The organism is Luteolibacter luteus, assembly GCF_012913485.1.
Taxonomy (GTDB): domain Bacteria; phylum Verrucomicrobiota; class Verrucomicrobiia; order Verrucomicrobiales; family Akkermansiaceae; genus Haloferula; species Haloferula lutea.
The window spans coordinates 2,677,455-2,697,815 of sequence record NZ_CP051774.1; the positions used below are offsets into that span (position 1 = coordinate 2,677,455).

Here is a 20,361-nt window from a genome sequence, read left to right on the forward strand (position 1 = left end):
GTCCGCTGGAAAATGCAGGAGATTTTTGGAATCAGCGGGGGGAATCCGCCGGAGGAGGAGCCAAGGACTCCGATCGGGCTTGGGTGATCTCCGAGGGCAGAAAGAAGTAAGCCCGTCCACCCTGTAGGTCCTGAATCAGCCTCGCGTTCTCTCCGCTGAGCGGAAATGACCAACGGTGCACCACGCCGAGCCAAAGCCGGCCCCAATAACTCTGATCAGAAACCAGTTCTGCGGCGTATGCTCTCTTTCCGTTGGGATTCACCAGAATCATCATTGCCGGTGGGGCGTCCTGTCCCCTGTCGATCCAATTTCGAGACCCGGTGGTGGTAGTGCAGTATCTCACTCGAATAGAATCTAGAATAGGGTCTTCACCTTTCAGGATGTCCGCGAAGATCCGGCCGCCTGACGGAACACGGCTGCTCCCGTTCAAAGGAAGACCGATGACTCCGGCGAAGTCGTAACGGAAGACCTCCACTTCAGCCCTCCATTGCTCATCCCTGAATTCCGCCATGGAGTAGCCGGTAGAGAGATGTGAATTGCCCTTCCCAACCGGTCCGTCATAGGGCTTTTTGAACATGAGCTCCGACGGATCACTCAGGCCATGATCGGGATCCAATTGCATGATCTCATCAAGCAGTGGCATTTGCTCGCGCAGCGATTCCACGAGAGCTTGCCTCCCCCAAAGGATTGACCCGTCTTTCGAGATGCTCGCATCGAGCGAGCCCCCCGCGCCCCATGGTCGCATATCGAGATGCCATGCTCTGGCCCTCTTCGAGCTTCCCCCAATCCATAGATATTTCATCCGGGCGACCTCGCCCTTTTTCAAGCCAGTGACATTGAGCACTTGGGACACCGGAACCCAGTCACCTTCCGGATCAGGAAAAATTTTCCGTTGCCATTTCACCGGCGGTTCCATCGGAGAAGCCGTTACGATTTCGACAGGCGTTCCAGCGATACGAAGTACAGAAACGGCAAAAATCTCAGGAAGCCACGGCAGCCACAAGCCAAAGATAGTCGCCACCACCATCGCGAACATCTTGCGGCTACGAACGGATACCAACCACCAGACAGCGAGGTAGTAGATCGTCGCCAGCACTCCCGCCCCACCCAACCAAAACCAGCCGCCTCGTCCACTTGGCTCTACCCCGATGAGACCTCTCCAAGGAATGGCCCAAATCGAAAAAAGTGGAGCACCAAGGATGAGGGGAAGCCCCAAATAGCGTTCCCTCCCCGGGGAACTTGCGATCGCGGCACAGACACCGAAGATCATCATAAAAGCTCCTAAGGGAAGAGTCCGCAATGTGAGTCCGTAGCCAACCGCCTCCCACCCGAAGTTGAAATAAGCACAGTAAATGGCCGTGGCCAACGAGATCCCAAGAAGGACCCATACATGAACCATCAGGACGCCACGGAAGGCGACACTATCGCCAGGCGGCAAGGTGCGATGAAACGCACGGTCACCAAAGGGCGGTGCATCACGCGTGGCGCTCCACCCTAGAAGAATCACGGGCACGACAGTCGCGCTCAAGGCGGAATCCATCACCGGAAAATCCCCTTTTCGCTGGAGAAACAGCGCGACGGCATGAAGCAGCACGATCGCGAAAGCAATGAACCAGGTAAGCGGTGAGCGAGGCATGGCTTTAGACGGGTTTGGCCCGGCCGCTCCGGGCGAGCGCGACAAAGATCTCCCGCAAGGTCATCCGGCGCGCCTCGTGGCGCCGCATGTCAGGGAAAGAATTGGAGAAAGCGAACGAACTACTGGATTCATCGTAGTTTGAATCCACCAGGCGGATGGATCGCCCGTTTGCCTGAAGATTCAGCCAGCCCTCCGGAATCTCCGCGGGCTTGGCCGCGTCCTCATCGAACCACAGCTCGACCTGCCGGAAGCGGGCGAGAAGACCCTCGGTGTCCTCTTGCAGGTCCACGCGCCCGGCATTGAGGAAAGCAACACGGTCTGCAAAGCGCTCGACCTCCTCGATGTCGTGGGAGGAAATCCACACGGTCCACCCCTCCGTTTCAGTAAGTTCGAGCAGGCCGTTGAGAAACTCGTCCCGCACCAGCGGATCGAGGCCGCTGAAGGGCTCATCCAGGACCACCAGTTGCGGGCGATAGGCAAGCGAGGAGAGCAGCGCGGCCTTCATCCGCTGGCCGCGCGAGAGGGAGCGCAGCTTCGTCTTCAAAGGCAGCTCGAAGTCTGCCAGCATCTTCTTCTCGAAGTCCCGGCCAGCGGTCGCCATACATCGGCCGCACGTAGTCGAGCAGCTTGGGCACCGTCATCCAGCCGGGCAGGATGCGGTTCTCCGAGACGTAGCCGATCCGCCGCCAATGCTCCGGCCCGAGTTCGCGCGGGTCGGTATCGAGCACCGAGATCTCGCCCGCATCGCGCTCGATCAGGTTCATCGCGCATTTGATGGTCGTCGTCTTGCCCGCGCCATTCGGCCCGAGGAAAGCCGTGACCTTCCCCTGCGGGATCTCCAGATCGACACCGCGAAGCGCATCGGTTCTGCCGAAGTGTTTTTGCAGGCCGCGGATGGTGATCATGGGCGTTCAGCGTTCGGGTTCTTGGAGACGGCGGAGAAATTCCTGGAGTTCGGCAGCGGTGAGATGGAGGCCGCGGGCTTCTTCCAGAAAGCGCCGCGCGGAAGGCTCGAGCAGGCCGAGTCGCTGCTCGAGCGAAGGAAGACGGGGTGCTTGCACGACCATCCCGATCCCCGGCCGACTGATGAGGAAGCCGAGGTCCTTGAGTTGCTGGATGACCTTGAAGCCGGTGGTCGGTGAGATCTTCAGCTCCTGCGCCAAGGCTCGCACGGAGGGGAAGAGATCACCTTCGCGAAGCTCGCCATTCGCCAGCGCCCGATGGGCCGCTTTCACGATCTGATCGGAAACCGGTTCCCCGTCGCGAAGCTGGAAGGAAAACGGAAGCACCGCAGGTGTTTTTAGTGTTACACACTACATGTAACACCTGCAAGCGGATTCTTTTTCATGCTTCGCATCCGGACCGCCGCCCGTGCATCTTCCGCGCCGTGAACCCCGCCCTCGAAACGCTGCTACTGCCCTTCTCCCGCGGGGATCTCTCGATTCCCTCGCGAACGCTCTTCCTCGGGGCAGAGCCGCATCCGGATCTGAAGGCATGGCCCGCGCTGAGTGGCTGGCAGCCGCTCTTCCCGCTGGCGGAGGCATGGCGGAAGGCTGGCCTCCCCTTGATCGACGAACCCTCCGGCACTTGGCCACTCGTCCTCCTGTTGCCGGGGAAATCAAAGGACGAGACCTTCGCTTCCTTCGCAAAGGCCTACGACCTGCTGGAAGACGATGGCGTACTCGTGGTGGCCCTCCCGAATACAGGCGGCGCCTCCCGCTTCGAGAAGGAACTGGCCGAAGTGGCCGGGGAAATCGCTTCGATCTCCAAGAACAAGTGTCGTGCCTTCTACGCCACCAAGTCGGCGGATTGGGACCAGTCCCTGCTGGCCGGGTGGCGGGCCTTGGGGGAGCCCCGCGTGCTGGAAAGTACGGGATTCACCGTGGAAGCGGGGATCTTCAGCGCCGACCACGTGGACCCCGGCTCCGCTCTGCTCGCCGAACATCTGCCGTCCAACTTGAAAGGCACCGCTGCCGATCTGGGCGCAGGCTGGGGCTACCTCTCGCAGGCTTTGCTTGAAAAAAACCCGAAGCTGAAGGCGCTGCATCTCTTCGAGGCGGATGCACGGGCGCTCGCATGTGCAGAGAAGAACCTCACCGCCTCCGAAACACCGTTGGAATTCCATTGGGCGGATGTCGCTGCGGGGCTTCCCGGGAAGTACGAAGTGATCGTGATGAATCCCCCCTTCCACAGTGGCCAGCTCACCGACATCTCCTTGGGCCGTGCTTTCTTGCGCGTGGCAGCCGAATCATTGCGCACCGGCGGTCGGCTTTACCTCGTGGCAAATCGCCAGCTTCCTTATGAAGCGGAACTCGACTCCCTGGGCCTCGTCTGGAAGAAGCCGGTGGAGGACCAGACCTACAAGCTGCTCTTCGCCGAGAAGCGTCTCGGCACTTCGACGCCCGTTACCTTTCGCTAATCCATCGTTCCCATGAAGCTCGTCAAACTGCTCGCCAATCTCGGCTACGGCTCCCGCAGCCAGATCGACCGCCATCTGCGCCGCGGCGAGGTCACGGACATCCATGGCAAGGTGCTCGGCGAACGCGACTTCCCGCCGCACGACCAGATCCTCTTCAAGGGAGAACCGCTGGACCTTCCCGCGCCGCTCACGCTGATGTTCCACAAGCCCGACGGCTACACCTGCAGCACGGACGATCCGGGCGATACGATCTACGATTTGCTGCCCGTACGCTATGCCCTGCGGAACCCCATCCTGAGTCCGGTCGGACGCCTCGACAAGGATACCACGGGCTTGCTGCTGATGACCGATGACGGCAAACTGCTGCACCGCCTCATCAGCCCGAAACACCATGTCCCGAAGATCTATCGCGTGACCCTCGACCGCGTGATCGAGGGCCATGAGGAAGCCCTCTTCGCGAGCGGCGAACTCATCCTCCGCGGCGAGGACAAGCCCTTGTTGCCAGCCAAGCTGGAAGTCATTGGCGAGAAGGAAGCCTTCATCACCCTTGAAGAAGGCCGCTACCATCAGGTCCGCCGCATGTTCGCCGCCGCCGGAAATCACGTCGTCGCCCTAAAGCGCGTGAAAGTCGGAGGTCTCGCTCTGCCGGAAGATCTCGCCGAAGGAGAATGGAAAGTCCTCACCCCGGAGGAGATCGAGCTCGCGGGGAAGAAGAGCTAAGCTTCGCACTTCGCTTCCAAAGCCCCAATAGGGCGACAGGGAGATAGCCCAAGGTAAGCGCGCAACGCGCAACCCTGGATAGCCACGGCCGCTACGTGATTCCCTCTCCATTCTAGCCGACCCGGCAGTAGAAACCCATCCCCGCATGCGCCAAATTTCCCGGCGACATGCTTTCGACCCGCCCTTCCACTCCGCCCGGATTCCCTCACTTCGATGCTCAATGTGGGGAGTTCGATGTTCGATGTCCGCCCTCTCCCGCCTGTTATTTTTCCAGTTATAACAGGTGAAACAGGCTCGAAAATCACATCACCTCCCACACCGCCAGAAACTCGCTGGCCTGTCCCGGATCATTCAAAATCACCGCCCCTCCCTGCAGCGTTCCGCCACCAAGCGAGGAAACATCCCCCGCCCGATCCTTCCGCAGGATCTTCAATCGTCCCATCCGGTTCGGCGCGGATTTCTTCAAAAGTTCCAAGGCCACCCTGCCCATCGTCATCCGGACATTCAGCTCCACGACATGCTTCAAGGCCAGTGACCCGTCCCGCAGGCGATGGACCATCGCATCCACTCCCAGTGGCCCCACATATCCCGGCAACAGCTTCGCAAGCGCCGCCGGGATCTTCTCCTGATACCACTTCATCACCTTCGCCTCGCGGTGCAGGAATGCCGCGACCTCCGGATCAAGCATGCTGGCCCATTTCGGCGAGACACGGCTGCCCTGAAAACGGCCTGCGGCATCATTATCCATCACGGTCAGCCCGATCAATTCCACCTCTCCCTTCGCGCCCATCTCATAGAGCGCGGAGAAATCCGTCACGCGCTCCAACCATGGCTCGATGATCACGGACCCATGCGCCGCGATGGTGTTCTTCAACCAATTCCGCGTCGGCTCCTCCGGACTCTCGGAGTTGATCCGCTTGTGCCCGCGCCCGGCATGCGAGAAGGCCGCCTTCGCCAGAGCCTGTCCCGATTCCAAGCAGCGCTCCACCGCCGCAAGCGCCTCATCCACCGTCCGGCAAATCGTTCCACTCTCTTCGCCCAGGCCAAGCAACTCTTCCAGCCGGATCCCGATGACTTTCGAGAACCACTCCGCGGGCGAAGCCTCCCGCCAATGCCACGGCACACGCGGCGACATCTGTCCCGCAAATTCCTTCAGCAGGGCACTCGCATCCGGCGACCACGCCCACGGCCTCAGGCCACCAAGCTTGCGCTCGCGGAGGTCCGCTATGGTCACGAGCTCCGGGAGATCAAAGCCAGCACGCTTGAGCTCCGCGAGATGCTCGCGCGATGGGGGCTTGCGCAAGATCGCCACGTCATCCTTGCGGCACCAGCCGGTCACCAGCATCTCCAGATCCTGCTCCAGCGAGAGCTCATTCTTGGTCGGCTGATAGCGCCCCGACATCGCGTGCGACTCGGCATTCGGATTGAACCAATTCACCACCGGCGTGCGTCCCCGCGATTGGTCGCAGATCTCCAGGTGCCGGATGAAATCTTCGTCGATCCCCGCCAGCCTCCTGCCCTCCGCATTGAAGGGAGCCAGCCCTTTCGCCCGCGCCGGACTCAGCGGAAAGGAGAGCATCTTGCGATACGACTCCCAATCGCTACCTCCCTGCTCCTTCCAGCGCCGGAACCACTTCACGCCATGGCCGACATGGCCGATCTCATCCTGATAGATCTTCTCCAGCACCGCCGCGGTGGAGTTGTCACCCGCCTGACGGAAGAGCGAGGCATAGTGTTTCGAGAAATCCAGGTTCGCTTGCTCGAAGGTGAGATTCAGCCGCGTGACAAAGTCCATCGGCGTCTCCATCGGCGCGATGATCCGCCAGAAGTAATCGTTCACCGGCAGCTCGCCGAATTCGATGCCGCATTCCCGCATGCGCCGCACGTACATCAGCGTGTGCATCTGCTCCTCGCGCATCGCCTCATAGACTCCGGCGCGATATTCCTTCGGTGCATCCGGGAACTTGAGCAACACCAGCGCCATCAGCTCGGCGGCAAGAAGCTCGTGGTTCGCCAGGAAATGAAGCATCACCCCGCGCTCCCGGTCGTCATCGAGGCGATGGATCCCGGGAAAATCGACACGTACGCCTTTCGCATGGATGCGCAGCTCTTTGGGCCTGCCCGGCCTTTCCGGCGTTGCGATCGCAGCGCCAGGCGCATCATCCGAGATCGCCTTCGGAGCAAGCCGCAGCTTTTCCTCCAGCGTCTCCGCGAAGAGGATGCGTTCGGCGGCTTCGCGCATCTGCATGCCTTCGACCATGGAGAGTTCAGGCAGCAATGCGACTCTTCAAAGACGGGCCGAGGCCTTGATCTTCTCCGCCTTCAACTGCCCGCAGCCCGCAGCCACATCAATCCCGCGGCGCTGGCGGAAGGTGCAGGGGAAACCGGCATCCAGCAAGATGCGCTGGAATTCATATCCCGCCGCCTCGCCCGCCGGAGTTCCGGAGAAGCCACCAGTCGGATTGAGCGGGATCAGATTCACGTGCCCATCGATTCCCTCGAGCAGTGCCGCGAGCCGGCGCGCGGTATCGGGCGAATCATTCTTCCCGGCGATCAGGGTCCACTCGAAGAAGATCCGCTTTCCCGTGATCTCGCCGTATTTCCGGCATGCCGCGATGAGCTCCGCGAGCGACCACTTCTTGCTCGCGGGAACGAGCGCGGAGCGCTCCTCCTCCGTCGATCCGTGCAGGCTTACCGCAAGACGATAGGGCCTGCCCTCTTCCGCAAGCCGCATGATCCCGGGAACCACACCCACCGTGCTGATCGAAATCCGTGCGGGTCCGATCCCGATACCCCGAACGTTCGAAATGATATCAAGCGCCCGGATGACCGAGTCGTAATTATGCAGGGGTTCACCCATGCCCATCAGCACGAGATTCCGCAAGCGGCGGCCCGGCTGGGTAGCTTCCAGCACCCGGCGGGCATGCAGCACCTGCGCGACAATCTCGCCGGGACGCAGGTGGCGGGCAAAGCCCATCTGTCCGGTGGCGCAGAAGACACAGCCCATGGCACAGCCTGCCTGGCTGCTGACGCAGGCCGTATGGCGGCCATCATAGCCCATCAGCACTGTTTCCGTGGTCTGGCCATCGCGATGCCGCAGCAGGAACTTCCGCGTCAGACCATCGCTGCTGTGGGTCTCGTCCACTACCACCGGCGCATCGAGAAAGAAGGACTTGTCCTCGCCCACGTGGGCTTCCACCCAGCGCTTCAGCGGCGGCGAAAAATCCCGGGAGGCCAGATCAAGCGCCCCTTCCCGCTGCACCGCACGCCACAGCGCCTTCGCGTGGTGGGCATTGATCCCGCCGGCGGACAGCTCCGCCTCGATCTCACGCAGGGAGAGATCATGCAGCGATCTGGAGGCGGTGGCAGTCATCGGGACGGCCCCTCCATCGGCGGGCGGCGTGTCCGCTTCAAGTCTCATTTATGGAGGCGACGCTAACCGTTCTTTGTCAGGAAATGAAGCGCACTCGTCCCGACTTGGGTCCGAATCGTCACTTTCGATGAGCGGATTGAAGCAACAAAGAGATAGTTTCTTCATCAAGAGTTCACAATCCGGACCCAGTGTTCCGCTTGAACAGAGGTGGAATTTTGGAAAAATCCGGCCTTCAGTTCCGTTAAATCGCGCCGCCTCTTCTCCGGCTAAACCCGCCTCCTTCTTTCCCGTGAAGCCCTATCCACGTACTATCACCACCCTCGCAGCCGCTGCCGCCATTCTAAGCGCTCCGGCATGGGCACGCACTTGGACGGATACCCAAGGCCGGCAGATCGAGGCGACGCTGGTGGACTCGAACGACACGGAAGTCATCCTCCAGCTGGATTCGAACAATGAGATCTTCCGCTTGCCGCTGGCCAAGCTCTCCGCCGAGGACCTGAAATTCCTCGGCAAGAAAGCTCCGGCGGTCCCGGACAAGGGCGCCCCTGTTCCCCCCAAGAAGGAGCTTCCTCCGAAGCCGGGTCCGGCAGCACCCGCCGGCGAGCTCAATTTCAATGCTCCCTGGCCCCAAACCGTGAAATTCGACGCGGATCCGCAGATCCAGACGATCACCGAGGACAAGGAGACCAAGAAATTCATCTACGAAAGCTCGAACTACCGCTTCATCTGCAATGTCCGTCTTTCCCAGTCGGTGGTGAAGGGCTTCGCGGTAATGTTCGAATCCAGCTACAACTACTGCCGCGCCCTGCCGCTGGCGATTTCCGGCGGATCGAAGACCGATGGGAAATATCTGATCCTGCTTTTCGAAACGAAGGAGCAGTACGTGGAAGCGGGCGGACCACCCACCAGCGCGGGCGTTTACATGCCGGGCCGCAATACCGTGATGGTCCCTCTGACCAGCCTGGGCGTACGCCCCGTGGGCAGCAGCTACATGCTGGACCGCGACAAGGCGAACGGCACGCTGGTCCACGAAATCACTCACCAGCTCACTCCCGGACCCTACTACAGCCGCGGCGCGATGGGTTGGTTCAGCGAAGGCCTGGCAGAGTATGTCACCGCCACTCCCTACCGCTCCGGGGTTTTCAAGGTGAAGTCGAACTTCGACGACATCGTGGCCTACGCCACCGGCTACGGGAAGGATGACACCCGCGGCCGCGCGCTCGGCGAGAAGATCTCCGCACCGGCGCTGAAAGACTTCATGCTGATGAGCTACGGCAACTTCACGGGGCCGCGCGCAAACTTCAACTACGGCTTCGGCCTGATCCTTACGACCTACTTCCTGCACCTTGATGGCAATGGCGACGCCGCCCGCGCCAAGAAATTCCTGCAAGCCCTGCGCGCCGGAAAAAGTGGCCAGGAGGCCATCGATGTGTTGCTCGATGGCCGCAGTTACGAGGAAATGCAGGACGCCATCTCGAAGGCATGGAAGCGCAAGCGCGTGGAAATCGAGTGGGACGGCACCAGTTCCATGACCGACGAGGAAGAGTCGGACGAGTGATAGAGCTTCACGCGCTCCGCAAACCATACGAGCCCCGCAATCGCCAGCCCCACACAGGCCCAGCGGCGAAAGTGCGGCCACGCCCGGCTTTCGCTCCAACCCACGGTGAGGCTCCACGCGAGGAAAAGAACGAGGAGCTGACCGGCCTCCACGCCGAGGTTCGCGGAGATCAGCGTGGGAAGGAAACCTTCACCCGGACGGATCCACGCTGAAAGAGCCCCGGCGAAGCCCATCCCGTGGATCAGCCCGAAGGCGAAGACCAGCCAGAGGCGCCAGGTGCGCGCCTCCTTCACGAAGAGATTCTCCACCGCCAGGGCGGTGATGCTCAGCGCGATCATCGGCTCCACGATCCAGCGCGGGACCTCGACCCAGCCAAGTGCGGCGAGGCCCAGTGTAATGGTGTGCGCTGCGGTGAAAGCGAGGGATTGTTTGAGCAGCGCCTGCCAACGGCGCTGGAGCAGGAAAATTCCGAGCACGAAGAGGAGATGATCCAGCCCGCCCATCACATGCTTCACCCCGACGTGAAAGGCGACCGCAATCGGATTCTGTCCCTGCTCCACCACTACGGGTGCCGATGGTTCCACAGGCTTGGTGAAGAGCACCACTTCGCCACCGGGCGGCACCGTAAGGTAGGTGGATTCGCCTCCGGAAGGAGAAGGCATCTTCACCACCAGGTCCGGGTGATCCCCGCCTGCCATCGAGACCTTGACCGTTTCGATATTCCCCACCGGCTCGACGAGCGCATGGAAGTAGGCGCCATCATTGAGGAGCGATGGGAAATTCGCGGGATCGGCTTTGAAATCGGGAAAGGAGATCTTCCATTCCAAAGGACCCGTCTCCGAGCGGAAGCCGAGCGACTCCTGCAGGTATCTCTCGGCCTCTTGGCAGAGACGCTGTTGCTCTTCTCGCGGAAGCTTCACCAGCCAGTCCCGCGTCGGCTGTGGAGCGGCGACATCATTCCGGGTGGCCGGATCGGCATACCCCGCATCGAAAAGGATCTCCAGCTTCCAAGACCCCTGATCGGCCTGAAATTCGCCATAGAGTTGCTTCACCACATGCGCCGCCAGCGGCTGGACGCAAAAGAGAAACGAACAGAGCACCCAGAAGCTCGGCCACCGAAAAATGGACATTATTGGACACTTTATTGACCAATAAACGCTATTTTTGCCGATATTCATGCTAGATCTTGTTCTCCGGCTAGGTAATGAAATGAGCTTACCTTAACAGATGAAGCGCGTTCTCTTTCCCTCCTGCTTCGCGGTATGCCTCGCCACGGCATCCGTAGCTTCTCCTCTCGAACTTCGCTACGGGCAACCCGCCAAGGCATGGGAGAGCGACGCGCTGCCGGTCGGCAACGGACGGATCGGGGCGATGATCTTTGGAGACCCATCGAAAGAGCGGATTCAGTTCAACGACATCACCCTGTGGACCGGAGGCGAGAACCTGTCCGGAGGCTATGACGTGGAGGAATTCGGCAGCTATCAGAATTTCGGGGATCTCTTCATCGAGACCGATGGCGCGCCGCAATCCGCGACATCACGCACGATCAGCAGCCCGAGCGGGCAGAAGCCCTTCTACGATGCGGAGGGCGTGAGCGCCGCGGGCGATGGCAAGGCCGCCACGAAATGGTGTGTCGAACATGGAGGAAAGGAGGTCGTCTGGCAGGCAGATCTCGATGCCCCTGAAGCTATCGCACGCTACACTTTCACCGCGGGTCCGGATGTTGCCGAGCGCGATCCCGGAACCTGGCGCTTCGAGGGATCGATGGACGGAAAGGCATGGCTGACCCTTCATGAAATGAAGGACCAACCACCGATGGCACAGCGCGGCGAGTCGAAGGCCTTCGACTCGAAAAACAAGATCGCCTACCCGCACTACCGATTCGTCTTCAGCCCGACCAAGGTCCCGCATTTCCAACTCGGGGAGATCGCTTTGGGCGACACCGCAAACACGAGCGCCGCGCCGGAGGGCTACCAGCGGGTGCTCGACCTTGCGACCGGAGTTCACCGTGCCTCTTGGAAATCGGGGGGAGCCGAGATTGTGCGCGAGACCTTCGCGAGCCATCCGGACGACGTGATCGTGATTCATTACCGCTCCACTGGAAAGCTGGGCGGGAAAATCCGCCTGGCCGGAGCCCATGGCGAGACCACGAGTTCTGAAGGTGGACTTCTTTCTTTCTCGGATAGTCTTTCGAACAAGCTGCGTTATGCGGCTCAAGTGTCAGCTGTCACCGATGGCGGCACGATTATGGCGGAGGAGGGAGCCTTGCGCTTCAAGGACACGAATGTGCTGACCCTGGTGCTCTCCGCGGGGACCGACTATGCGATGGATCCGGCGAAGAAGTTCCGCTCCGGTATCGATCCGGTGAAATCCGTGGCCGGGAAAGCAAAGCTGGCGCTGGCACGCAAGTACGATGACCTTCGTAGCCGCCATCTTGCCGACTTCTCCCCGCTGATGGATCGTGTGGCACTCGATCTGGGCACCGGAAAGGATGAGGACACCAAGGCCCGGCTCGAAGCGTACAAGGGAGGCGCTGAAGACCCGGCCTTGGAAGCGCTGATGTTCCAGTATGGCCGCTACATGCTCATCTCATCCTCGCGTGATTCCTTGCCCGCCAATCTTCAGGGCCTCTGGAACGACAGCAACAAGCCCGCTTGGTTCGCAGATTACCATACGAACATCAATATCCAGATGAACTACTGGCAGGCGGAGCCGGCGAATCTGGCCGAGTGTGCGAAGCCCCTGCACGAATGGGTGACGGCGTCGGTTCCGGGAAGCCGCGAGGCCACGGTGAAGGCCTTTGGCGCGAAGACTCCCGGCTGGACCATGCGAACCTCCGTGAACCCCTTCGGCGGGAACGGCTGGGAGTGGAACCTGCCATCTTCCGCGTGGCTGGCGCGGCACTTTTGGGAGTCCTATGCCTTCACTGGCGACAAAGCCTTCCTTGAGAAGCAGGCATGGCCCATCTTTGAAGGCGTGTCCGAATTCTGGCTCGATCATCTAGTCGAGAAGGATAGAAAGCTGGTGGTACCGAAGGGATGGTCTCCGGAACACGGCCCGCGCGAAGACGGCGTGGCGCACGACCAGCAGATCGTGTGGGACCTCTTCACCTTCACGCTCGAAGCGGCGAAGGAGCTCAGGATCGACAACGCGCTGACCAAGAAGATCACTGCGGCTCGCGAGAAGCTGCTCGGCCCACAGATCGGATCATGGGGCCAACTCATGGAGTGGACGAGCGAACGGCCGGATCTTGAGAAGAGCGGCCATCGCCATACCTCGCATCTCTACGCGGTGTATCCGGGAAACCAGATCAGCCTGAGCAAGACGCCTGAGCTGGCGAAAGCTGCGGCGCTCTCCCTCGAAACGCGCGGGACCTCCGGGGACTCGCGCCGCTCCTGGACTTGGGCATGGCGCACGGCCCTGTGGGCACGACTGGGCAATGGCGACAAGGCGCAGGCCATGATCCGCGGCCTGCTCACACACAACACCCTCGATAATCTCTTCACCACGCACCCGCCCTTCCAGATCGATGGCAACCTCGGAATCACCGGCGGCATCTGCGAGATGCTCCTGCAATCCCACGCCGGCGAGGTCGCGATCCTGCCAACACTGCCGAAGGGCTGGCCGAACGGCTCGTTCAAGGGCCTGCGAGCGCGCGGGGGCTTCGAGGTGGATGCGGAGTGGAAGAACGGCACCCTCTCAACCACGAGCGTGAAATCGGCGCTTGGGAAGGAATTGGTTCTCCGCCTCCCAGGCAATCCGGCGAAAATCAAGCTGACACGCGACGATGGAAAATCTGCCGAACTCACGGCGAAAGAGGGCGTATTCCGCCTGCCAACCACCAAGGGTGGAGCATACCAGGTCACACTTCCGAACTGAACCTAGGTCCAAAGTCGGATTGACCCTACACGGCAAGGCGCGCTGACATGGAGCCCCATGAGCAGCTGCGCCAAGGCCGATGCTTCTTCCTCCCCCGCGCTTGAAAAGGCAGCATTGCTCGGCAGGGAGTTCTCCTTGGCATGGCTCAGGGCGGCGGGCGTCTCCGACCCCGAAGTAGCCGTCCTTTTTGACCAGGTCATCCTGATTCCGGCTGCTCAGCACGCATCCGCGAGGTTCGCGGATCCAAGCCTGCCGAGGAAGATCGTGAGAACCATCCCGTGGTCGCGGGCCCGGGATCACCACCTCGTGCTCGCGGAAGCCGCCAAACAACAGCGGCTAGCCGCAGAGGTGGTGGCAGAACATTTCGAAGCCGCGCATCGCTTCGATCTCGCCCGCGCCCAATGGATGAAGGCGGGTGAAACATCATGCCATGCCGGTGATTACAAAAAGGCACTGCGTCTCATCAGCCGGGCACTTGCCATCTGGCCTTGGGACGAGGCCGCGGATGATCGCGCGCGGGTACTGCGCGAGATGGCCCGCTGCGCCACCAATGCGCGCCTGACCGATGAGGCGCGAAAGGCATGGGAAGAACTGGCCGATCACGCTCGCGATACTGGCAAGCACGATTTGCGGGCTGATGCGCTTCATCAGCTCGCGATACTTTCTGCTGATCCCGTGCGCGCGGGCGAGTTGCTCGCGGAAGCCTCCAAGCTGGCCACACGCGAACTCGGCCCGGAGGAAGCCTTTCGGCATGGGCTCGCACACGTGGATTTGCTGGTGAACCGCGTGCGGGTGGCTGCGGCCAAGCTGGCTTTCGTGGCGGTGGAAGAAGCAGCGCTGAAGTCGAAGAACCCCGCACTACAGTCAGAAATGCTGGGATGGAAGGCCCTGATCGCCGCGATGGCGGGCGAAGCAGGAGACGCCACCCGATTCGTCGAGGAGGGGATGCAGATCGCCATCACCCACCAACTCCCGGAGCAGGTCGCTTTTGCTTACAAGCGCCGCGCGAACATCGCGGACTATGCCGGTCAATATTCGCTGGAGAAGCACTCGCACAACGTGGCGATCCGCTATTGCCGTGAGTCACAGACCGGCGAGGAAATCGTCTGCATGGGTTGCTTGTCCTATGCCTGCTTCCGTACCGGAGATTGGAAGGAGGCACTCGATACCGCGCGTGAAGTGCTGGGCCAGCCGGACCTTCATCCCGGATTGAGAGCCATTGCCGGCGGAGTCCGGGGAATGATTGCAGCGTTCCGTGGCGAAAAAGCCAGCGCCTTCAGGCATCTCGACGAGGCCATACGCCTCCAGAGGGCGGAAGGCATGGTCGGGATGGAATTCCTGACCCTTTGGGCGCTCGCCTACTGGCATGATTGCCAGGGAGAAGGCGCCAAGGCTTGTGCGATCTACGACGAGATCCGCACCCTGTGGCGGGAGTCGGACGATCTCCACGATTCCATTCCCGGGCTGCTATTTGCCGGCGCCCATTATGCGGATCACGGCCGTGCCGTGCAGCTTGCCGACTGCATCGATATTATCGGCGAGATTCTCAGGAAGAACGACCTGCCCGAAGCGCGCGCAACCTTGCTCGCCCTGGGCGCGGAGCAGGCAAGGCTCGAAGGGGATCACGAAGCTTGCGACAAAGCGCTGCGGGAAGCGGCGGCGCTCCAGATCAAAGCCGGGCTTCCTCTGGAACAACTCTGGATCGAGAGCCGCCACCCACGGGCAGAAGATCACAAGGGCGTGATCGCACTCGCCACCAAACTCGGCACAAAGCCACTGCTTGCCAGACTGAAGGGCGAGGACTGCGGCGATTCCGCTTCCGGACTCACCCCGCGCCAATGCGAGGTCCTTTCTTTTCTCGCCACCGGACTCACCAGCAAGGAAATCGGCGATCGCATGGGGCTCAGCACCCGCACGGTAGAAATGCACGTAAGCCGCATTTTCGAACGCCTCAACTGTCGCACGCGACCGGAAGCCGTGGCACTCGCCCAAGCGCGCGGGTGGATCAAGCTACCGTAGTTTGCGCGCGGGGATACCGTACTTCCGACATCTATTCCGCAGGCGGATTTCCGGCGAGGGTGCATGGACACCAACCCGCAAATCCATGTGCATCGCTTGTGATACCAAATTGAATCCCGAATCGCTCGACGAATTCGGAGACCGCTTCATCCGGATCCTCAATCATGGCGCGCTCGCCGTGATGATTTCCATCGGCCACCGTACGGGACTCTTCATCGCCATGCGGAAAACCGGACCAGCTACCAGTCGGCAGATCGCCGCCGAGGCAAAACTTAACGAACGATATGTGCGCGAGTGGCTGGGAGCGATGACCTGTGGCGGTATTGCGAACTGCGATGAGAGCGGCAGCGTTTTCACGCTGGTTCCCGCCGCGGCTGAAATGCTCGGCGGGGGTAATGGCGCGGAGAGCCTCGCTTACCTAGCCCAATATGTCGCCATGATGGGCTTCATCGAAGATAAGGTCATCGACTGCTTCCACCGGGGTGGAGGCGTTCCTTACTCGGAATTTCCCCGCTTCCACGAAGTGATGGCGGTCGACAGCAAGCAAACGGTGGTCGACCCGCTCTTCGAGCATCTCTTGCCCCTGGTTCCAGGCCTAACCATGGCTTTGGACAATGGCATCGAAGTCCTCGATGTCGGCTGCGGGCGCGGCAAAGCGCTTCTGAAGATGGCTGCGGAGTTCCCGCAAAGCCGCTTTACCGGCTTCGATCTCAGCGTGGAAGCAACGCGTGAGGCGGCCAAGGAAGCGGAAGCGCTTGGTCTCGTGAACGTAAAATTCGAAGTACGGGATCTCTCGGATTTCCATAAGACCGCACCCATCGCCGCCTTCGACTTCATCACGGCATTCGATGCGATCCACGACCAGGCACGGCCGGATCATGTGCTCGCCGGCATCCGCCGCGCACTCAAGCCCGGGGGTGTCTTTCTCATGCAGGACATTGGTGCCTCCAGCAACGTCGCCGAGAACAAAGACCACGCCATCGGAACCCTGCTCTACGGCCTGTCCTGCACCCACTGCATGACGGTTTCCCTCGCCCAAGGCGGGCTCGGCGTCGGCGCGATGTGGGGTGAACAACTCACGCGCGATTTCCTGAAGGATGCCGGCTTCCGCCGCATCGACCGCCACACCCTGAGCCACGACATCCAGAACTACTATTACATCGTCAAACCATGAATGCCACCCTGCCCCTTCCGTCCGCGCCTGCGAAGCCCAAGGCGCTTTCCAAGCTCGCCATCGTTGTTCGCGATGATGCCTATGACCGCGTCCTTACTCCCCTGACCTTCGCCTACACGCAAGCGATGGCTGGCATACAGGTGGATGTGCTCTTTACCCTATGGGCCGTTCGTCTCCTCACTATCGAAGGGCTGGCGAAAGCCGCAATGAGCCCCGGGCATGCCCACGAGGAGGCATGGCTGCGGGAGCGCTTGAGACGCGATGGCGATCCACTCGATCTCCGCGACTTTCTCTCACTGCTGAAGAGCACGGGCAAAGTCCGCCTCTACGGCTGCCAGCTCGCTGCCATGACCTTTGACGTAACCGAGGAACTGCTCGTCACCGAGGCCGATGGCATCGTGAACCCGGGATGGTTCCTCAATGAGAGGGCGCTACAGGCGGACCACTGCCAGTATTTCTAGGTCGGAGGGCCACCTGTGTGCCAAGCTCGTCACTTTCGAGAAATCTTCCAAGGCCACACGTAAGAGGGGCCCGCGAATCGCACCCGCGATTTTTGTTAGACCCTGCTTCAAACATCACAACATGCCATCTCCATCCCGCTCCGCGACTGCCCTCCCCCTGCTCTGCATCTTCACCCTCGCCGCTGTGCCCATGCTGAACGCACACGATCATGGAGTGACCGAACTTAAGGAGAACCGCCGGCCGCAACACCGGAAGAACCTGCGGGTGCCTGATCTGCCGGGATACAAGACGCTGAAGTGTGACTTTCACATGCACACGGTTTTTTCGGACGGGATGGTGTGGCCAAACATCCGGGTGCAGGAGGCGTGGCAGGAAGGTCTGGACGCCATTTGCATCACCGACCATATCGAGTACCAGCCGCACGCGAAGGATCTTCCCACCAATCACAACCGCGCGCACGACATCGCAAAGGATCCTGCGGCCCAATCGAATATCCTGCTGATCCGCGGTAGCGAGATCACCCGTGGCACGCCGCCGGGACACTTCAATGCACTCTTCCTCGAAGACTCTTCAAAGCTGGTGGCTGACAAGGGTGCCGCAGCAGATGCGCCTGCCCTGGATGCTGCCGCCGCACAGAAGGCCTTTATCTTCTGGAATCATCCAGGCTGGAAGGCGAAGCAGATCGAAGGCTCCTACGAGTGGATTCCCTTCGTCGACAAGCTGCATCAGGAAGGAAAGCTCCACGGCCTCGAGGTCATCAATGGCTTCGGCTTCCATCGCAAGGCCCTCGACTGGTGCATCGATCGCAAGCTCGCAGTGATGGGAACCTCCGACATCCACAACCTGACCGCCAATGACTACGACTTCGCGAACGGCCGCACGCGCAGCATGACGCTCGTATTCGCGAAGGAACGCACGAATGCAGCGATCCGTGAGGCACTGGAAGCCGGCCGCACCGCGGCGTGGTCCAGCGAATATCTCGCCGGGCCCGAGGAGCTCCTCCAAGGCCTGGTCCAAGGCGCGCTCAGCATCGGTCCCGTGCATCATACCGATGCGAAGGGTGTCTCGTATCGTGAGATCCGGAATGACAGTGATCTGACCTTCACCCTTTTGGAAACCGGAGAGAAGACCGGACTGCCGGACACCATCGAACTTCATCCGGGCACGACCCGCATGCTGAGCAGCGCGAATATGGAAGCCGCCACGGAGAAGGCGACTTACCACGTGAAGAACGCCTTCATCCGGAGCGAAACGAATCTCACGGTAAAGCTTTCCGCGCTGCCGGTGAAGTAAGGCCCTCTCCTATTTGAGACCGGGTTGATGGAGCCGCAGCGTGTAAACGCCGCGGCTCCATTTGATTTTACGGGCGAGCTTCCAGAATCAGGTTCACAGCAGTCGCTGCTGCACGGCGGAAGCGGGTGAAACCGCCCTCCTCCACCACGGCACGGAGACGCTTCTCGCCAGCTTGGGCACCGAGCGCGAGGCCCACTTCCTGGCTGCGCGAGCCCGGAGTGCAGACCATGGTCGAGAAGCTGTAGTAGAGACGGCCCAAGGGATTCAGGTTCTCCGCAAGGGTGTCTCCCGCCATCGGTTCCACGATCATCCAGGTGCCGTCCGGCTTCAGGCTTTCGCGGATATGGACCGAGGCTCCAACTGGATCACCCATGTCGTGGAGCGCATCGAAGACGGTCACCAGGTCGTAGTCCTTGCCGGGGAAAGCCTTCGCCGTGCCGACTTGGAACTCAATGTTGGCCACGCCTTCTTCCGCCGCGCGCTCACGGGCGACCTTGATCGACTCCTCATGGAGATCGAAGCCAATGAAGTGCGACTTCGGATAGGCCTTCGCCATTAACACGGTGGAGGCACCGTGGCCACAACCGACATCGGCCACCTTGGCACCGGCGATCAGCTTGGCTTCCACGCCATCAAGGGATGGGATCCACGAGGGCACCAGATTCTCCCGATAGCCCGCGCGGAAGAAGCGCTCCGTGCCGCAGAAGAGGCAGCTATGATGCTCCGCCCATGCGACGCCCTTGCCACTCCTGAAGGCGGCCTCAAGCAGGGGGACGTCATGATAGACAGCGGAGATGCTGTAAAAGCCCGCGCTCATCAGAAGCGTGCTCTCGGGATCGGCGAAGACGGCGATCTGCTCCGGATTCATCCAGAACAGCCCCTTGTCGGGATCACAATCGATGTAGCCGGAGGCTGCTTGGGCATGAAGCCATTCGCGCAGGTAGCGCTCGTCCAGACCGGCAGCCTTTGCAAGACCTTCGGAGCTGGTCGGTCCGGCCTTGGCGAGAGCTTCGTAAATGCCGAGACGGTCGCCGAGAATGGTCAGGGCTCCGCTCACGGCCGCACCCATTTCCACCATCATTTTGCCCGCAAAGGCTTCGAGGAGGTCGGGACGGATTGCAGTGCGCCTTTCTTGGGGTTCGAGGGTCGAGTTCATGTTTTTACTTGGGGTTCAACAACTCGGGTGGGATACCGACTAGTCGGTATAGCAGTTGGGCAAAAAAATGTCAGACTGCCGCCGCGGTGAGGCGCAGCAGGTTCTGACGGAACGCGCGGAGCGCGGAGGCGATCCGGGAGGGATCGCGGAAGGCTTTCGCAAAGATGATCGAGCCTTCGAGGAGGGAGAGATATTCGTTCGAGAGGTCCTTGGCGGGGGGGAGTTCTGGCCATGCCTCCACGATGGGTTCGAAACGTTCGGCAAAGTAATCCATCACTTGGGTGAACATGCCCGAGACGATCTCGCGCATCTTCTCGTTCGTGTCCGCCAGCTCGACGGCGAAGCTGGCGAGGATGCAGCCGCTGGCCCAGAGCTGCTCGGAGCAATTCTCCACATGCTCAAGGAAGGCAAAGGAGCGCTCGACGGGGTCCGTCACTTTCAGGTGCGGCCCTTCCTCAAGGATCGCGCCGCTTTTCAGCATCGACCACTCGAGGGTGGCGATCCCCAGCTCCTCCTTCGACTTGAAGAAGTGGTAGAAGCTACCCTTGGTCAGGCCAGCCTTTGCGCAGATGGAATCAACCGTCGTGCCCGAATATCCGTTCGCCAGCACCAGCGCTTTCGCGGCAGCTAGCAGACGCTCCTTGGACTCGCTCTCGGACACAACGAAATAGC

At 61.0% G+C, this 20,361-nt stretch carries 17 protein-coding genes; 8 read left to right on the plus strand and 9 right to left on the minus strand.

All coding sequences use genetic code 11. The features are described 5' to 3' along the window. Window positions 1–31: 31 nt before the first annotated feature. From HHL09_RS11270 to HHL09_RS11280, 4 genes are read right to left on the minus strand one after another with little or no spacing between them, the layout of a single operon-like run. Window positions 32–1,636 (minus strand): hypothetical protein, encoded by a 1,605-nt coding sequence (locus HHL09_RS11270; RefSeq protein ID WP_169454742.1) that lies wholly within the window; start codon window positions 1,634–1,636, stop codon window positions 32–34. Window positions 1,637–1,640: 4 nt separating this feature from the next. After that, on the minus strand, window positions 1,641–2,180 hold the full coding sequence (locus HHL09_RS26390; protein ID WP_205761026.1) for an AAA family ATPase: 540 nt from the start codon (window positions 2,178–2,180) through the stop codon (window positions 1,641–1,643). Next, on the minus strand, window positions 2,083–2,541 hold the full coding sequence (locus HHL09_RS26395; protein ID WP_205761027.1) for an ATP-binding cassette domain-containing protein: 459 nt from the start codon (window positions 2,539–2,541) through the stop codon (window positions 2,083–2,085). Before HHL09_RS26395 ends, HHL09_RS26390 begins: the two co-directional genes overlap by 98 nt. Before the next feature lie 6 nt (window positions 2,542–2,547). Further along, the gene (locus HHL09_RS11280; RefSeq protein WP_169454743.1) at window positions 2,548–2,925 is read right to left on the minus strand and encodes a GntR family transcriptional regulator; all 378 of its coding nucleotides are present in this window, start codon (window positions 2,923–2,925) and stop codon (window positions 2,548–2,550) included. A 98-nt stretch (window positions 2,926–3,023) separates the two neighbouring features. Here HHL09_RS11280 and HHL09_RS11285 point away from each other — a divergent pair, with 98 nt between their 5' ends. Both HHL09_RS11285 and HHL09_RS11290 read left to right on the plus strand, forming a co-directional pair. Next, a complete protein-coding gene (locus HHL09_RS11285) occupies window positions 3,024–4,055 on the plus strand; it encodes a class I SAM-dependent methyltransferase (RefSeq protein WP_169454744.1) in 1,032 nt (343 codons plus the stop codon). Between the two features lie 12 nt (window positions 4,056–4,067). Continuing rightward, a complete protein-coding gene (locus HHL09_RS11290; protein WP_169454745.1) occupies window positions 4,068–4,775 on the plus strand; it encodes a pseudouridine synthase in 708 nt (235 codons plus the stop codon). Window positions 4,776–5,076: 301 nt separating this feature from the next. Here HHL09_RS11290 and HHL09_RS11295 read toward each other — a convergent pair whose 3' ends face one another. Together HHL09_RS11295 and rlmN are read right to left on the minus strand one after the other, a co-directional pair. Next, the gene (locus HHL09_RS11295; RefSeq protein ID WP_169454746.1) at window positions 5,077–7,035 is read right to left on the minus strand and encodes a ferritin-like domain-containing protein; all 1,959 of its coding nucleotides are present in this window, start codon (window positions 7,033–7,035) and stop codon (window positions 5,077–5,079) included. A 27-nt stretch (window positions 7,036–7,062) separates the two neighbouring features. Then, the gene (gene rlmN / locus HHL09_RS11300; RefSeq protein WP_169457732.1) at window positions 7,063–8,148 is read right to left on the minus strand and encodes a dual-specificity RNA methyltransferase RlmN; all 1,086 of its coding nucleotides are present in this window, start codon (window positions 8,146–8,148) and stop codon (window positions 7,063–7,065) included. 289 nt (window positions 8,149–8,437) lie between these two features. Between rlmN and HHL09_RS11305 the strand changes: the two genes are divergently transcribed. Next, window positions 8,438–9,706 (plus strand): SHD1 domain-containing protein, encoded by a 1,269-nt coding sequence (locus HHL09_RS11305; RefSeq protein WP_169454747.1) that lies wholly within the window; start codon window positions 8,438–8,440, stop codon window positions 9,704–9,706. Here HHL09_RS11305 and HHL09_RS11310 read toward each other — a convergent pair. Then, the gene (locus HHL09_RS11310) at window positions 9,598–10,836 is read right to left on the minus strand and encodes a HupE/UreJ family protein (protein WP_169454748.1); all 1,239 of its coding nucleotides are present in this window, start codon (window positions 10,834–10,836) and stop codon (window positions 9,598–9,600) included. The two genes, HHL09_RS11305 and HHL09_RS11310, sit on opposite strands and share 109 nt — an antisense overlap. Window positions 10,837–10,933: 97 nt before the next feature. Here HHL09_RS11310 and HHL09_RS11315 point away from each other — a divergent pair, with 97 nt between their 5' ends. The 5 genes from HHL09_RS11315 (at window position 10,934) to HHL09_RS11335 (ending at window position 18,533) form a co-directional block, all read left to right on the plus strand. Continuing rightward, the gene (locus HHL09_RS11315) at window positions 10,934–13,585 is read left to right on the plus strand and encodes a glycosyl hydrolase family 95 catalytic domain-containing protein (protein WP_169454749.1); all 2,652 of its coding nucleotides are present in this window, start codon (window positions 10,934–10,936) and stop codon (window positions 13,583–13,585) included. Between the two features lie 57 nt (window positions 13,586–13,642). Beyond that, on the plus strand, window positions 13,643–15,604 hold the full coding sequence (locus HHL09_RS11320; protein ID WP_169454750.1) for a LuxR C-terminal-related transcriptional regulator: 1,962 nt from the start codon (window positions 13,643–13,645) through the stop codon (window positions 15,602–15,604). A gap of 85 nt (window positions 15,605–15,689) precedes the next feature. Next, entirely contained in the window at window positions 15,690–16,778 is a 1,089-nt protein-coding gene (locus HHL09_RS11325; protein WP_169454751.1) for a class I SAM-dependent methyltransferase, read from the plus strand. Continuing rightward, on the plus strand, window positions 16,775–17,239 hold the full coding sequence (locus tag HHL09_RS11330) for a hypothetical protein (RefSeq protein WP_169454752.1): 465 nt from the start codon (window positions 16,775–16,777) through the stop codon (window positions 17,237–17,239). Before HHL09_RS11325 ends, HHL09_RS11330 begins: the two co-directional genes overlap by 4 nt. A 121-nt stretch (window positions 17,240–17,360) precedes the next feature. Continuing rightward, a complete protein-coding gene (locus HHL09_RS11335) occupies window positions 17,361–18,533 on the plus strand; it encodes an Sb-PDE family phosphodiesterase (protein WP_169454753.1) in 1,173 nt (390 codons plus the stop codon). Window positions 18,534–18,600: 67 nt separating this feature from the next. Here the strand turns inward: HHL09_RS11335 and HHL09_RS11340 are convergent, their stop codons facing one another. Continuing rightward, the gene (locus HHL09_RS11340; RefSeq protein WP_169454754.1) at window positions 18,601–19,689 is read right to left on the minus strand and encodes a class I SAM-dependent methyltransferase; all 1,089 of its coding nucleotides are present in this window, start codon (window positions 19,687–19,689) and stop codon (window positions 18,601–18,603) included. 70 nt (window positions 19,690–19,759) lie between these two features. After that, the gene (locus HHL09_RS11345; RefSeq protein WP_169454755.1) at window positions 19,760–20,350 is read right to left on the minus strand and encodes a TetR/AcrR family transcriptional regulator; all 591 of its coding nucleotides are present in this window, start codon (window positions 20,348–20,350) and stop codon (window positions 19,760–19,762) included. Window positions 20,351–20,361 lie beyond the last annotated feature (11 nt).